This is a genomic window from Pedobacter sp., assembly GCF_039594775.1.
Taxonomy (GTDB): Bacteria; Bacteroidota; Bacteroidia; order Sphingobacteriales; family Sphingobacteriaceae; genus Pedobacter.
Genome location: NZ_JBCNMT010000002.1, coordinates 478,385 through 493,364, shown reverse-complemented (window position 1 = coordinate 493,364; position 14,980 = coordinate 478,385). Strand labels below are relative to the sequence as shown.

The window sequence follows — 14,980 nt, the reverse complement described above, 5'->3', positions numbered from 1 at the left end:
TTAAATATCTTCTTTTTTAATCCCGCTTCGCTCCATAATTTCCTGTATGTCACGCTTCGCCTTTGCTTTTTCTCTATCTTCGACAGCAAGAATCTCATCATACATTTCCAATAATTTATATTTAACGACAGGTTCTCCAATCATATTAATAGTCTTGAGTATTTTCTGTGTTTCTACTTCTAAAGCATGTTCATTTCCATAATCGAATTTCGTCTTTTTACCAACTAACTTATTTATCTCCTCATTTATGCGAGAAATTATAATTCCTTTATCGTCAATTATATTTGAATTCTGCAAACTCACTCTTTCTCTCCCCAGCTCAAGCAAACGCAATTTTTTTAAACAGTTTTGAATTTTTCTCTCTGCAAATGCCCCAATCAAATTCTGATCAAGAAAAAAACTATCTGTCAACATCTCGTGAATATTGGATCCAAATGTTCTGGCTTCCTCATCAAAAGCCACTGGGTTTCCATCTTTTAACTTCAACACATTACGATGTGGTATATCAGATAATATAAATGGTGAATGCGTGGAAAATATAATATTGAATCCGCATATACATTTAAGCTTTAATCTGGATAAGCTATCTAGAAGCTTATTAACAAATAATCTTTGAAACTCAGGATGATAGTAAAGCTCAATTTCATCCAACACTAGATTAACAGCTTTATATGGCTCTTTAGATTCAGCTAGTGAATCCAAATTTATTATGTGATATAGTATTGAATGTATCGAATGTACCATTTGCTGTTCTCCAGAACTCAGTTGTCCAAAAGGAAAACTTCCAATGTTATTTTTTACAAAAATAGTTGGCAAGAAAAACCCAGTTGGTATAAATTGAGCTACTGACTTCTTTTTTTGCTTAGATCTTTCAAATGCATTTTTAATCATAACTTGAATATTTGTAAAATCTAAACTTGTAGTATAAATTACTCGTTCAAGGTTCTCAGGATTACGCTCTTTTACCCATGAATTCTCATCCAAATAGTCAAAAAGAAAGGCATTTATCGCTTGCTTTAATTTTAAAGTCACATGTGTTTGATCGGCTTTAAGCTTTTGTGGCAATTTTTCTACTTTATTTATGAGCAAAACATTAGCAACACTATTTTCCTCAAAAGACCAAAAGCCAGTAAATTGTCGAAACTCAGAATATTTCATGCATATCTTCACAATTTTTGTAATAATATACTTAGCTAACAAACAACGAATCAATTGCCTATCAACTGGTCTTTGATTTTCAAAAGAGAATTCGTTCATTGCTACAATGCTATCCTTCTCATTTTTAACAAGGTCTTCTTTGAGAAATTTTAAAACTTCATCTAATTTAGGTTTGACACTTGGATCGTAACTGGTAATAATTTTCTCAAATAGATCGATTAGATCGACACCATTTATCTTCTTTGTATTATTGTAGATAAAGCTGAGTGAAAAGGCATTGATTCGGCCAATACTATCAGGTACAACTTTAAATTCTACAGCTGCAATTACCTTATCATCAATGATGTTTTGCGATTCAAATGATTCGCTAATTAGATTAGCCAGAATTCGAGTTTGTGCAAGATGGAGTTCCGTGTTGATATTCATGTTACCCTGCTCTCTCCAAGGAGTAATTACTAGCGGTGTTTTATAACCATCGTTTTTATGAAAAAGACCGTTTAGCCAAAAATAATTACCACTACTATTAAGACCATGTAATGAGTAATTTACACAAATGGTATAAAAAAACTTACTACGATCAAATTCTTTAACTTCCCATTTCTTATCATTCAATACATAAAAATTGATTTGTTTTCCAGAATTGGAGGCAAGATAAAAGTCATTATCGAATTTGTAATAAAGCTCTATCTGAGATTCTTCTAAGATGTCATCGATCTTCTTGTTCAATTGCTTGTGATAGTCAACAAATTGATTTCTCTCTATTAACTTTGCATTTTTATCACGATCACTAAGTAATTGCTTTCTCTCAGAAAGACAATATATAAGTAGGTAAAGTAATTCAAGCAGAGTACTCTTCCCTGCTCCATTTTTCCCTAAAATAGCTGTTATGTTAACTTGATGTGTGCTTTTGAGATTTATAAAGTCATAAAGGTCATGCGGATAAGTATTTAATTGTTCTATTGCAATTAAATTTTTGTGCCCACTTTTGACTTTTCTTTTTGTGTCTGAATCGTAAATAAATTTAAATTCTTGAGTGAACTGATATAAAACCCCTTCTTTAAGGTTTTTTGTGTATGAACTTTTTTTATTCAATTTGAGAGCGAGTAATTTAAATTCCATTTGGTTAAATTAATAGTTATTCTTTACTAATATGTTATATTTAGTTTAGGCCCGATAAATTGGTAATATCTGATTCTGTAGCATTTCTCTTATTAAAAATGGCCCTTCAGCAATGTCATTGATTCAAAACACTTTTTTCTTCGACATATTTCGTACATTCATCAATAATAAAGCTAGGAACTAAATCATAATCGCTAGGATCGAGCTGACAAATCAGTTCATTTTCAATATGATATGATTCATTAATAAATTTCCTAAGCACATTTGGAAGTTCTTCCAAATGATCTTCATAAATTAATCGAAACACATTTAGGCGCGCGTAGTTGTTTTCAGCTGAGTGGTAAATCTGATAAAGTTGATTTGGATTACCCATCTTGACAAGATTTTCGCTGTAATCAAAATTTTGAATAAAAGTCCTAATATTCATTATACCATTTTGAAAGTCCACATCTTCCATTAGATCATTGCCAATGGGTTTCCTTGTATCTTTTAACTCTGCTAATCCTCTTTTATGAAATAGGTTTGATAGTATTTGATACTCATCACCAAGATCATCGATTATTTCGTAGTGCCGTCTTAGATAAATAAGTTTAATGATTTCGTCAATACCAGATTGAAGCGCTCTTTTACAAATTTGGGCAAAAGTCAATAGATTTGCTTTTGTAATTAGTTTCTCTTTAAGGTTACCAGAATCGATATAAATATATTTGGCTTCACAGATTGAGGAATATTCTCTTATAACTTTTACGGTATCGATAACAGGGTCAAGGTCATGAGTTAGCAAAAGAACAGTTTTGTTTCGAATATTCTCCTTATTATTCTGTTGCTTTCCAAAGAGCATATGCATAATCGCATATTTTTTGTTTTTATCAAAGGAGGAAATTGGGTCATCCAAAATAATGAGTTCTGGTTTTTTGTAAAGCGCCTCGTACATAAAAAGAACCAACGAGAATGCATTCTTTTCACCAAAACTTAAATGCTGCTTACCTCCATTTAATGTTTTTGTTGAATCTTTGTGTCGCAGAATTAACTTGTAATCTTTTTTTTCATTGTCAATGATCTCGACCTGATATTTATAGCCCGCATTCTGCAAAAATTCGTTTATGTTTTTCTTATGATTTTCAATAAGCTTTTTAAGCAAGCTTTTCTGCTTATTTATCTCTCCCTGTAACACTCCAACTTTAGTAAGTACCTGATCAAGGGAACTGTTCAATGAAGCCAAAATTTCGGATGTCTTATTAGAATTAAACCTATCGAACAGATCAAGGTTAATCTTTAGCCTGGTCAAAATTTCTGAAACTTTTGCGTCTTCTGCAAACGAAATAGGAGAAATATACTTAAGTGCCTTTAATTTTCCTAAAAGATTGTCAATCTGCTTTTTTACTTCTATAATATAGTCTTCTTCTGCTTTCTCTAAACCAGTCTGTTTTTCAGTAATGGTTTTAAGAGTTTCATTAGCAGTTTCGGAAAAGTAATCGCCAAGATTTTTCAGCGCATCGAGGATAATGCTAAAGTTCTTAATAACAGTTTTGTCATAAACCTTGGATACACTATGTATAATTTCCTTTTTCTCTTTGGTAGAAGAAGTGCAATATGGGCAATCATCTGATATACTTAGAAATTGTTCACCCTGAACCTGCCAGCCCAGCCAGCTTACACAGCTTTTATCCTTAATTAGTTTAGAGTAGCCTTTGAGCTCTATTGGGATATTATGTATTTTATTTCCATCTTTCAATCCCTTTACCAATGGCGATGTTTTGGATAAACCCGACTGAGTCATGGCAAAGCTTTTAGATAATCCCTCAAAATCTTGAATGATTGTATTTAAATCATCGTTTTCAGAAAATACATCTTTAATCTGTTTTAACAGATTATCTATTTGATCAGTATAACCTTGATATTCTACAGTCTTGATAAAGATTTCATAACTATTCGCAATGAGTTCATCTTCTTTGTATAAGAACTGATTAAGATATTCTTCGTTAAAAATCAATACAGAATTGATTTCGCTTGGGCATATTACTTCAGGCATGAGTATGCTATCAGTATCAATCAATTTAAATGGTGTGAGTTGAACAAGCTGGGATTGGTCTTCTGCTCCAAATTTAATTGCTTTTGTAATTGTGCTTTTTCCAGTACCATTTATTCCATATCTGATATTAAGAATATTCTCTGTCAGTACTATTTTCCCTTCATCAATGTTATTACAGTTTTTAATTAAGAATTCCATGTGCTAATTTTTGAGAGGTTGACATTAAAGTCCCAATTAGTTAAGAAAGAGACAGGGTTATGATTGCGCATGTTATTTAGAGTTTTATGATTTCGTAATAATATTTTACACTCTTGCGGACAAATATTCATTAATCCAATACAGTGGTATTTTCTCTTGTTCCAGTCTCGAGTTATTCTTTTTTAAAAGATCATAAAGTTCCTGCTCATCCTGTGATAAATTTAGTTTAATAGTGACATTTGTTGGAGTGCCTTTATCCTGTTCAAAAAACTCTTCAAAAGTAATTTTATCCATTAGGATGCTTTGAGCGTGTGCAAAATAGCTTCTGAATTGCGATAATATTTCAAATCCTTGTACGTCTATGTCTCCCCAATAAAGTAATTCAAAATTAGAAAGCCATTGAGCATTTTTTAGATTATAGATGCTAAATCCACTTCCAAATATGGCAATCGTACGATCCATTTTAGGCAGCGTCAAAACAGTGTAAAGCGTAGTTTTATTTTCAACCACTAAAACCCTTTCAACTGGCAAATTCAATGTTTCAAATTGACTTACAGGAATAGCAATATCATCAATTCCTGAAAAATATTTTTGACTTATTTCTTTGTCCAGGACTTTAAATCTGATCAACGTTTCACTGAATTTTAGATTAAATCTTTTTTCAAATTCTTTATGCTCGGTGTTTATATGATCAGGAAGCAAAACCTCAAGTAATTGTCGAATTATACTTTTATTTCCTTCGATGAATTTAGTGTGAACTTTTATTGGCAGTTCTCTTATATACAGATTTGGTTTGGGATTTTGTTTGAAATATTTACATACTTTCAAAATGTTGCCCCATTCCGATTTATTTATGATTACTTGCAATGGATTTTTAATTATCCATTCATTTAATTCTGGAATTTCTGAATTGATTAGATTACAATTGCTTTGAAACTCTTCGTACTCTTTTACCTTGCCAGTAAATTTCAGAAAATCTTGTAACGTATCAAACCTAATAACCTGGGGAATATCTTGTATACCATGCGATCGGCTCTTCATTTTTTGGGAAATAACTGAATAACCATATCCCCTCCTATCTTTCGCCTCTGATATCAATTGAGCAATTTCCTTACTCATGGCGACAAAATCTTTGGAAAGCTTTTTATCTGAACGTAGATTCAATGGAAAACTGTCTACTCCAAGAATACTATTCCTAAGGATCTCAGGATATATTCGGGAAGCCTTTTTTCTTATTTCATCAATGGTTATCATAGTTATTCAGCTATCTGTAAATATTGCTCACGGTGTTCCCGTAATTGTTTAATAGGCATATCGTAAATTACCGAGTGCCGATTATCTTTTCTTTGAACAAAATGTACACGAGCAATATACGGTTCCACAATTGCAACCTCTTCGGCCTTCGCTGGAGAAACTACCATTACTTGCAAATGAAGCTGCTTACATAACTCCATAAGAAACTGTGCTTTTTCATCATCTTGCTTGCTAAATGCTTCATCCACACATATAAAGCGAAATGAATTGGTATTAATACCCTCACTATGAATGCCAAACTGGTAAGCAATGGCGGATCCCAAAATAGTATAGGTAAGTTGGGCACCTTCACCACCGGACAACTTAGCTGTTCCGGTATAACTCCTAAATATTTTTGATGAGTCTTCACGATAATGTTCTACTGCTCTAAATTTTAACCAGTTACGGACATCTAATACTTCTCTTCTTATATTTTCTTCATTTGTAAGCTGATCGAGTAGCAATTTTATCTTATTAAAACTTTCCTCTAAAATATCATAATCCTTCGTTCGCTCAAACTCTACAATATTGGGTTTCCAGTCATTTAATTTAATTTTGAAATCCTTTACTCTTGCAGAATAGTCTTTCTCTACATGTAGTTTAATGAATGTAGGTGGGGTTTTCTTAAAATTTATCTTTTCAAGAGACTTATTTAATACCTCAATATTTTCCTCAATGTCTTCTTCTTGTCTTTCAAGCCAAGTCTGAAAGTCAGACATTTTTGTAATCATTTCATCGTTCAAATATTGTTTAAACTGTTGTCTATAGCCAGCCAACTCCTGTTTCTCTATTCGATCCAATATGGTGGTGTATTCTTCAATAAATTCAGCCCGTTCTGTAAGTCGGTGAGTATCGGCATTCCAATCTTCAAATTTATCGCTTATTGCTCTTTCAGGATTTTTAAAAGTCCTCATCAAACTTTCTGCAGCACTTTCCTCCTTCCGCACGTTATCTTTCAACTTGTCAATGCTGGCACTTATTTTCCTACTTATTTCGGATCTTTCAGTTTCCACGCTGCTAATGTCAAAAGATCTTTCCTTGATAAAAGTATTCTCAAAAGAAACTGTAGCTTCTTGTAAATTCAGTCCTTCATAATTTTCAAATACTCCAAAAATCACTCTTAACTTTTGTTGTTGTTGATCAATTTGGTATTCTATAGCCCTTAAATCACTTTTTGAATCCTCAACTTGCCTCTTTAAAACTTCCAACTCTTTAAGAATCTCATCTCTTTGTTCTTTTAATGCATCTACTTTGCTGTTTGTATTTCGCAGTTCTTTGATTTTTATTTCATTTGCACTGATTTGCGTTACAACAGACCACCAATCTATTTTCTTGAAGAGTTTAATCTCTATAAATCGTGTTAAATTTTCATCTTCATTTCTTATTCTGTTTTGATGATTTTTCTGATAGGTTATCTTGTCCGTTAACTGTGAAAGCTCTCCATTTATCAAGCTGGCTTCTTCTTTAAGGGCTGCGATCTTCTCCTTGTTATCCCAACCTAAAATATATTGCTGCCTGTTTCTTATTTCTGGCCTATCGTCTTTCTCATGTCTCGATGCGTTTTTGGTAAGGCCGCGTTTGGTAAGCGCCTTGTCAGAGAGACTAAACTCCTGCATATCGTCAGTACATAAGTAGTTGAACTTTACTTCAATTTCATTTCTTATCCAAAGAGCGTAGTCTGAATTTTTAAATTCAATTTTGTAGATCAGCTCATTTTCTTCCATAGCTTGGAATATTTGTGAAGCGACCTTTTTATGCTGAAATTTATGATAAATGATCCTTCCTTTAAGGTCATTCTCCTGAACATATTTGTTTACCTGATGATAATATTCTTCTGGCACGATTAACCGAAGTGCAAAATTATGCAGCACTTTCTCTATTGCATATTCCCAATCTGAAGCATCTGCTTTTACACGGATAAGCTCCCCGACAAAAGGGATATCACTTTCTGACGCACCTACGTATTCCAATATTTCATTTCTTATTCTAGCCGGTGCTCCTGTTATATTGTTTTTTTGAGATCGAAGTACATTAAGCTTATCCGAAATATCATCAAATCGTTTTTGAAATTCACGCTGCTGGATTTTTAATTCCACTGTTACATCATCGTTTTGTACAAGAATAGTCTTTATTTTTTCCTTCTTTTCAACACCCAAATTTCTTTGTTCTTCGAATAATTCAGTCGATTGCGGATTCTGCTGAAAGCCTGAAAGCTCAGCTAATTCGTTATAATTTTTAAGTTCCCTTTCCCTGTCTTCCTTCTCAGCTTTTAACTCATTATTTTGTTTTTCCAGTGCGCTAATTCTCGAACCTATTTCATCATTTTTGATCTGAATATCAAGTTCTCTCTCCTGATCAGTTAAGTCATCGATCGTGAGGCTTCTCGTCTTGATTTCTTCATCCAATGATGCCTTTCGTTTCTGTTCGATTTCGATATACTCACCTATTAGCGCCTGATGTTTTTTGGCAAACCAATATGGGAGAACTTGTCTGTGACTTTCCTGAATTACTAAATCTGCCTTTTGTTTTGTAAGTGATATGCTGATATCTCTTATCGGCGTAAGTAGTTCAATTTGCTTATTGGCCTTCTCGATAGCCCGGTGTGCGTCATTGAGCGTTTTAAAATATGATTTTATTTTCTGGAATTCAGTTTCGGCATCTCTTTCCTCAAGCATCTGTAATCGTACAAACTCGTCCAGGTTGCCTAAAACCTTGAGACCTATGGTTTGGCTAAAAAGCGTGTGTGCTTTTTCGGATCGCATACCAAAAGTCTTGCGCATCAGCCTCCCATATTCTATTGGGCTATCCATCAGATGTACAAACTCCTTGTTAGCCTGCTTCGGATACTTTTGCTTCAATCTCTTTTTCCATTCTCCAGCACTATCAAATAGGGTAAAATCATTGGCTATAGAGAGTTTTTTATAAGCCAAGATAAAAACACGTTTCAATTCTCCTCCTGAATACCACCTTGTCTGAGCTAAAGTAACAAACTGTGTTTCATTTTGGAATACGGCCAAAAGAATAGACTGGGCAGTTGTTTTATCTGCTCTTAATTTCTTAATCTCCCTTGTATGGGTTTCCGCATTCTCTGTTTCGCCATACTCTCCGATTACATAACTATCTTCTGTACGTTCTCCTTTAGCTCCTGCGGTTTGGTTATAAAAACGCATCCTCTTTTCCGGCACAAGAAGCGTTAACAATCCATCTACCATTGTTGTTTTCCCTGAAGCATTGGCTCCTGTTAGCAATGAAGTCTCACCACCTGGTTCGATAGACCATACCTGTTTATCAAACGTTCCCCAATTCAACACCTCATATGTATGTAGCCTGAAACCAGCCTCGCTTGGTTTTGTGCTAAAAAGACTTAAATTCATCTTCTAGTTGTATTTTAAATCTAGTTAACTCTTCATTTGTTATTCTTGCCTTGATAATTCGCTTTACTTCATATCGATATTCATCCGGATTCGTCTGCTCCTTGTGTACTAATTTGAGAAACCCCATCTTCTCACAACTTTCTAAATGTCTGTTCAGTTCCTTTATAAATTTTAGTTCATTTGCTTTTTCCTTAAAAAACATTTCTAACCGATCTCTGAATTCTTTAGGAGTAATATACAGATTTGTTGTTTCCGTATCGTTCAATTCGAATTCCATTAACCATTCCCTAAGCAGCACACAAACAAGTGTGAGCTCATAAGTTAGTGGTATTCGTCGGATAAGGCCAATTGTAGTTCCAAGATCATCCAAGGGTATCTGCCTGAGATAGGCATATCCATCACGGTTATCTATTACCAATTCTATCGCTATATTTTCAAAGTATTGAGTAAGCTCAGCCCGGTATTTGTTGGTTTCCGACCATAGCTCTTCTTGATCTTCAAAAACAGGACCTTGAAGCAGTTTTGTAGCTGCTTTGGCGTAAGGTGCTATACGAGGGTTTTGATATTCCATGTGTTTAAGATGAAAATATTATTTGCGGTAATTCTAAATACTTTCCAGCAATAGGATCAAACAGTATCGCTTCTTTCAATGTCTCGTTAACAAAAAACTTATTCGACTGATTGACCAATGTAACATAAGCCAACAATTCGGCTAGTCCCTTTGTAAGTTCTTTATATTCAACAACCTCTTTTAGGGATATTGACGGTCTGTCCTCCAGCAATTCATGGATATTTTTTAACAGCACTCCCTTATCTATTAAATCAGCATCATAGATTTTATAGAGATCATCAAGATCTTTCAGATCTAACACTCCATTATCGGCTCTAAACGAAAACGTATTTATTTCGGGTTTTTCCCCTAGCTTTTTTTCTAATGGAAAATTAATAAGCGGATTTCCATCCAGTTCAAGAAAACTTTCAGCTTCATTAGATTTATCCAAGTTTTGTACAGCCAGTTGTCTTATTTTTGCAATGAGTTCTCTGGTTTTTCTACTTTCTGACTGATCTTTCGATACAATCTCCCTGCTGAGCTTATCGGCTAAAATACCGTTCTTATCTAACACTTTTCTTGCGGCTAGGTGCAGCAATGTTTTAAGTTTTTTAAGTGAAGTAGAAGACACTTCTATATCACGATCTTCCATTACTTGATATACCTCTCTGGTCAATTTTTGAAAATCGGATTGGCTCGCATCATCAAGCATAAATTGCCAGAATGCATAAAAACTCTTTCCCTGATGCGTACTTCTTAACTCGTACAGCGCATCAAATGTCTCGGCTATTAACATACCTTTTGATAAATCTGTCTGTTGCTGACGTTCGTAAATTCTGCGGGTTATTTCCTTGAAATTATCTTCTACTTCCTTAAAATCTCCTATCAATTCATTGGATAGCCTACTTACTTCTTCATAGCGGGATTTTATCTGATAATCTTCATAGGTACTTACATATCCATCAATCTTTATCTTTCTGATCTCCTCCTCAATAGCCTGTTTCCGCTTTTCAAGTTCAGCCAAGCGCTGTTCTTTATCAGGATTGGCATTTTCAACTATATCTCTCAGCTTATGAAAAATATCTCTGAATTTCGATTCCGTGCCCACAAACTCTTTTTCTTTAAGCAGTTCAAATATCTGGAAGACCTTTTCAACATGTTTGGATATTAACACCAGAGGCTGTTTGTTGTTATCATCCATCACGTTTCTAAGATAATGGAGGTCGATCCACTTATCTATATACAGTTTGGCTTTTTCATCGAAATCCAAAATCAGTTTTCCAGATTTTAATTCATCATCATCATCGTCCGAATATTCAATAATGTCTAGAAAATCGCCAAGTTTTTGAATTAAGTTTTGATATGGTATAGCTATCTGCTCATTTTCTTTGAACTCTTTATACAAGAATGTAATGATTAATGGAAGGTTTCTTGACCTTAACAACTTCAATGGTATAGCTGTCTCTGTGAACGATTTTAGTTTTAATATAGAATTGAAGGTCTCAAGCATACTTCGATTGATTAAATACTACTAAGACTATTTATTTCCTTTTCTATATGCCTAAACCTATCTTTTACATCTTCGCCCTGATAATAATTTAATAAATCCTCTTTTGTCAACGTTCCATCTGCTAAGAATTTCCGAAGGTATTCTTGATTAAACTCCATCAGCAAAATACTTTTTTCCAATTGCTTAAGAATTGCTTTATTATTCTCAATATTATTATGAACAAGAGTTTTTATAGTTGTAATTTCATTAATATCTTTGATAAGGCGATTGACTAGTATTACCAATAAGTCTTTATCCAAATCTAGTTGTTTTGCATTTAAGGCAATATCCCTCGCTAACATATAGGCTATTGCCAAATTTGAATAGTCTCCCTTTTGAGAATTTATGATAGCAACTAATCCAACGTTTGGAATGTATCCTACATTTTCAAACTCCTTAACAATAGAATTATCCACCAAGGAAATGTCAAAAACTATAAGGCTTACTTTGGCATCCCGATTAGCTTGTGCTTCGAGCAGTTGACTCCAAGCTGTATCTGTTTTTCTCGTAAACAAATCTTTGGTTCCAATTTCTCCTAATCGGACGCCTTTATCGAACTTACATTCAATTGCAATTTTAAGATTTGGGTTACCGTCTACTTCACAAATAATATCACCTGTTTTATTCTTTGGAATAATTCCAGCACTATTTGCTGTAAGTATTGCTCGATCTTTTAACCTTTTACTTGTAAAATATTGATTTAAGAAATTTGCTATTTCATCCTCAGCCAATATCCCTTTGATTGAGGATTTATAAAACAGTTCCTTTTTCATATCGAAGATCATCTTCAGGCTTTCTAGTTCTGTTCCAAGCTCATTACTGGTTTTAGAAAGGAATGCGGACATACGATCTTCCATCAAAGCTAATACTCCAATATAGATAGCCCGAAGTAATTTTTCATCTCGTTCCGTTGCTGGAAGGCTATCGAAATAATTGAAAACAATTTGATTTTCGATTTCAAAATTGGATACCTCAATTCGTTTGAGCTGCTGGTTGATTCTTAACATCTTAATCTAACTTTATAAATTATAACACAAACCTCAAATCCTTTATGCCTTTTTCTTGCACCCATTTTTGAAATTCTTCTAATAAGCTTTCTGAAAAAATTTTATCAAATGGCTCTTCGTTACACTTTGCATCAATGAGATCATCCAACGTTGCTTCAACTGATTCTTTTACTTGTTCTTCATTTTTAATCTTTTGATACATAATCCAAGGTTTATCTTTAGCGGCTGAAGAAATATAATTCCCTTCGTCATCAAGTTCTATTCCGTTATGAGCAACTTCAAATGTTGACATAGAAACTCTATGCACTATTCTTAGCCCCATTGTTCTTGCGTGTATTATTTGATTATAAATATCTTGATTTCCAGTCCACACATTATTGACATTTCCCTTTTTATTCTTTGGGTAATCAGTATCATGCAAAACCGAAAAATCTATTTTGAAATGTGTCAGCATTTTTATTAAGGGAATTATTGTATATTTTCCTCTGGCTCTTATTAGTATTGGTCTACAGTTAACATGGTATTTATCAGTATTTTCTCTCATCAGCGTATCGAAGGCAGCATATTCAGTATCGCCTTCAATTAGAATGGGATACTGACCAAAAAACATCTCGGAAAGATTTTGGTCAAAACCGTTGAGTAACTTCAAGTTTTCAATTTCTTCCTCAGAAAATTTAATATCATCAGACCGATAAGTATTTGGGGTTGGATTTCCCTCGTTTCTTGATAACCGAATTATTGTAGTGTGATCTTCAAAAGGATTTATAAAAAGTGGGCTATGGGTTGTAAGCATAACTTGCCAAGATGGGTCGTTAGCTAGTTCATATAAATACTTGGATGCAGCTCTAATTCCATTTGGATGAAGTGCTATCTCTGGCTCATCTATTAGTAGCATATATCCTGGTAGTGCTACCTCACTATTTCTTTCATCTATAGCTTTTTCAGCCTCAATTTTCTGTGTACTTTCTAATTCTCTTGTTTTTTCTTCAATTGCTTCTTGCTTTGTTTGTTTAGTGGCATCTGTTTTTGCTTTTTCCTTTTCTATTTCAAGCTTCTTAATGTCTTTTTCTATTTGTTTTATTCTCTTTTCATTATCTGCTTTGAAACTCTTTACCGCTTGTAATCTCGAACGGACTTGTAATAAAGACCAAAATAATGCTCGCTGAGACCCACTTCCTTGTTGATCCCAATCTATATTTTCATCAAACTCCTTGATATTTAATTTAGATCCTTTAATCAATGCATCAAGAGGATCAACCTTCAAATCAGACATCCCTATATTTAAATCAATAGATAGGTTTGGGAAGATTTTATTATGACTATTAGTCATTCTTTGGTTTATTTTTTCAATAATTTCCTTATGCTCTTCTACTGGCTTTTGAGCATAGCCAGTAAATACTTCCAATGCTTTACTCAATTCGGATTCTTTATTATCTAAATGTGAACGTAGATTTTCTGCGATAGGATCAACTATAAGTTTCAGCAAATTCTTTAATTCCGCCTGCGGATTCTCTAATGCACCTATTCTAAAAGGAACAGGTAGCCTGCTATTAAAAACATTATCTAACCCAGCTGCATTTCCGTCGTCTGAGTATTCTTTTGCTTCAGGATCATATGTTTTTCTTGTTTTAGAACCATTTTTATCCCATTCCCATCTGCTTTTTACAACTAATAAATCTCCTTGCTTTTCTTTCCATTTCTCAGCTATATTAGCCGTACCCTCGGGTATGTGAACAGAAATTTCGACATAGGTATTTTCTTCATTGGATCTTTTACAATAATCCTTATCATAAGAATATATTTGACTACCGAAAGCTAATTCATAAGCTCGCAACACGGTTGACTTACCTGCATTGTTATCTCCTACAATACACAAAATATCATCAAGGCTAACTGACAAACCTTCATTGCCAATACAACCTAAATTCCCAATGGATATCTTTAATAATTTTGATCTCATATAATTATTTAATCATATAAATTTTTCACATATCGATTTATACAGCTATTCAAATCATTATCAATCCAGCTAGCTCTTTCATAGTTTCTTCGTGATTTAGCTTTTTTTTATAACTGTATCTATATTTTCTAACCGTTGTAGGAAACTGCACAAGCTGATAGTCCGAATCTATTTCAAAATTAGATACTCCCGAATCTCCAGCTGAGTTTCTATATATCCACAATTAGATTTCAGCATAAATAACAGACATTCCTTTATCTCCCCTTTTATATTCACTTCTAACTTCAAATGTTTCTTCAGTCACTGTAATATCATCGGCTTTGCCCAAATCATACATCTTCCATCCCATTTTACCTGATGATGAATAACCACCAACTTGATAAGCTCGCAAACCTTCATTACCAGCGCTTGTTTTACCATAACAATGAGGTTCTACAATTCTTAGCTCTCCTTCATAATAAAATTCTACTACATTTTGATTTTCGATTGCGTCAATAATTTCTTGATTCATAATATTAAGTTTTTAAATATTGATTTATGGCTATTCGATGCTTTTACTCTTATAAAAACTATTTCCTTGATATTGTTATCTATTATATAATAAGGATGATTTTAAAAAGTACCTATCAGTACACAGGACTATCTTCCTAGATAAATTCCGACGGAATAAAAAATAAATAACTTCTTATTTGGCAGATGACAAATTGGATTATAAGAGCGCATATTCTTGAAATATTTGG

9 protein-coding genes are annotated in these 14,980 nt (G+C 33.6%); all 9 read right to left on the bottom strand.

The window, feature by feature from the left end; all coding sequences use genetic code 11:
- The 9 genes from ABDV71_RS08200 to ABDV71_RS08160 all read right to left on the bottom strand — a co-directional run bounded on the left by ABDV71_RS08200 (position 1) and on the right by ABDV71_RS08160 (position 14,751).
- The gene (locus ABDV71_RS08200) at positions 1 to 2,277 is read right to left on the bottom strand and encodes an AAA family ATPase (RefSeq protein ID WP_343531965.1); all 2,277 of its coding nucleotides are present in this window, start codon (positions 2,275 to 2,277) and stop codon (positions 1 to 3) included.
- Between the two features lie 115 nt (positions 2,278 to 2,392).
- A complete protein-coding gene (locus tag ABDV71_RS08195; protein WP_343531964.1) occupies positions 2,393 to 4,507 on the bottom strand; it encodes an AAA family ATPase in 2,115 nt (704 codons plus the stop codon).
- A 105-nt stretch (positions 4,508 to 4,612) separates the two neighbouring features.
- Positions 4,613 to 5,761, bottom strand: a complete 1,149-nt coding sequence (locus ABDV71_RS08190; protein ID WP_343531963.1) for a Wadjet anti-phage system protein JetD domain-containing protein — start codon at positions 5,759 to 5,761, stop codon at positions 4,613 to 4,615.
- Positions 5,762 to 5,763: 2 nt separating this feature from the next.
- Positions 5,764 to 9,174, bottom strand: a complete 3,411-nt coding sequence (locus ABDV71_RS08185; RefSeq protein ID WP_343531962.1) for an SbcC/MukB-like Walker B domain-containing protein — start codon at positions 9,172 to 9,174, stop codon at positions 5,764 to 5,766.
- Positions 9,155 to 9,745: a DUF4194 domain-containing protein gene (locus tag ABDV71_RS08180; protein WP_343531961.1), complete on the bottom strand. Its 591-nt coding sequence runs from the start codon at positions 9,743 to 9,745 to the stop codon at positions 9,155 to 9,157. The genes ABDV71_RS08185 and ABDV71_RS08180 overlap by 20 nt, the downstream gene beginning before the upstream one ends.
- 4 nt (positions 9,746 to 9,749) lie before the next feature.
- The gene (locus ABDV71_RS08175) at positions 9,750 to 11,234 is read right to left on the bottom strand and encodes a DUF3375 family protein (RefSeq protein WP_343531960.1); all 1,485 of its coding nucleotides are present in this window, start codon (positions 11,232 to 11,234) and stop codon (positions 9,750 to 9,752) included.
- Between the two features lie 11 nt (positions 11,235 to 11,245).
- A complete protein-coding gene (locus ABDV71_RS08170; protein ID WP_343531959.1) occupies positions 11,246 to 12,280 on the bottom strand; it encodes a hypothetical protein in 1,035 nt (344 codons plus the stop codon).
- A gap of 19 nt (positions 12,281 to 12,299) precedes the next feature.
- Positions 12,300 to 14,240 carry an AAA family ATPase gene (locus ABDV71_RS08165; protein ID WP_343531958.1) on the bottom strand — a complete coding sequence of 647 codons (1,941 nt, stop codon included), beginning with the start codon at positions 14,238 to 14,240 and terminating at the stop codon, positions 12,300 to 12,302.
- A gap of 223 nt (positions 14,241 to 14,463) precedes the next feature.
- Complete coding sequence (locus ABDV71_RS08160; protein WP_343531957.1) at positions 14,464 to 14,751, bottom strand: hypothetical protein; 288 nt, start codon at positions 14,749 to 14,751, stop codon at positions 14,464 to 14,466.
- Positions 14,752 to 14,980 lie beyond the last annotated feature (229 nt).

Excerpts from the sequence above, each read along its gene's own strand:
- ABDV71_RS08160 (WP_343531957.1), bottom strand. The coding sequence starts at position 14,751 with ATGAATCAAGAAATTATTGACGCAATCGAAAATCAAAATGTAGTAGAA.
- ABDV71_RS08190 (WP_343531963.1), bottom strand. The coding sequence starts at position 5,761 with ATGATAACCATTGATGAAATAAGAAAAAAGGCTTCCCGAATATATCCT.
- ABDV71_RS08200 (WP_343531965.1), bottom strand. The coding sequence starts at position 2,277 with ATGGAATTTAAATTACTCGCTCTCAAATTGAATAAAAAAAGTTCATAC.
- ABDV71_RS08195 (WP_343531964.1), bottom strand. The coding sequence starts at position 4,507 with ATGGAATTCTTAATTAAAAACTGTAATAACATTGATGAAGGGAAAATA.
- ABDV71_RS08185 (WP_343531962.1), bottom strand. The coding sequence starts at position 9,174 with ATGAATTTAAGTCTTTTTAGCACAAAACCAAGCGAGGCTGGTTTCAGG.
- ABDV71_RS08180 (WP_343531961.1), bottom strand. The coding sequence starts at position 9,745 with ATGGAATATCAAAACCCTCGTATAGCACCTTACGCCAAAGCAGCTACA.
- ABDV71_RS08165 (WP_343531958.1), bottom strand. The coding sequence starts at position 14,240 with ATGAGATCAAAATTATTAAAGATATCCATTGGGAATTTAGGTTGTATT.
- ABDV71_RS08175 (WP_343531960.1), bottom strand. The coding sequence starts at position 11,234 with ATGCTTGAGACCTTCAATTCTATATTAAAACTAAAATCGTTCACAGAG.
- ABDV71_RS08170 (WP_343531959.1), bottom strand. The coding sequence starts at position 12,280 with ATGTTAAGAATCAACCAGCAGCTCAAACGAATTGAGGTATCCAATTTT.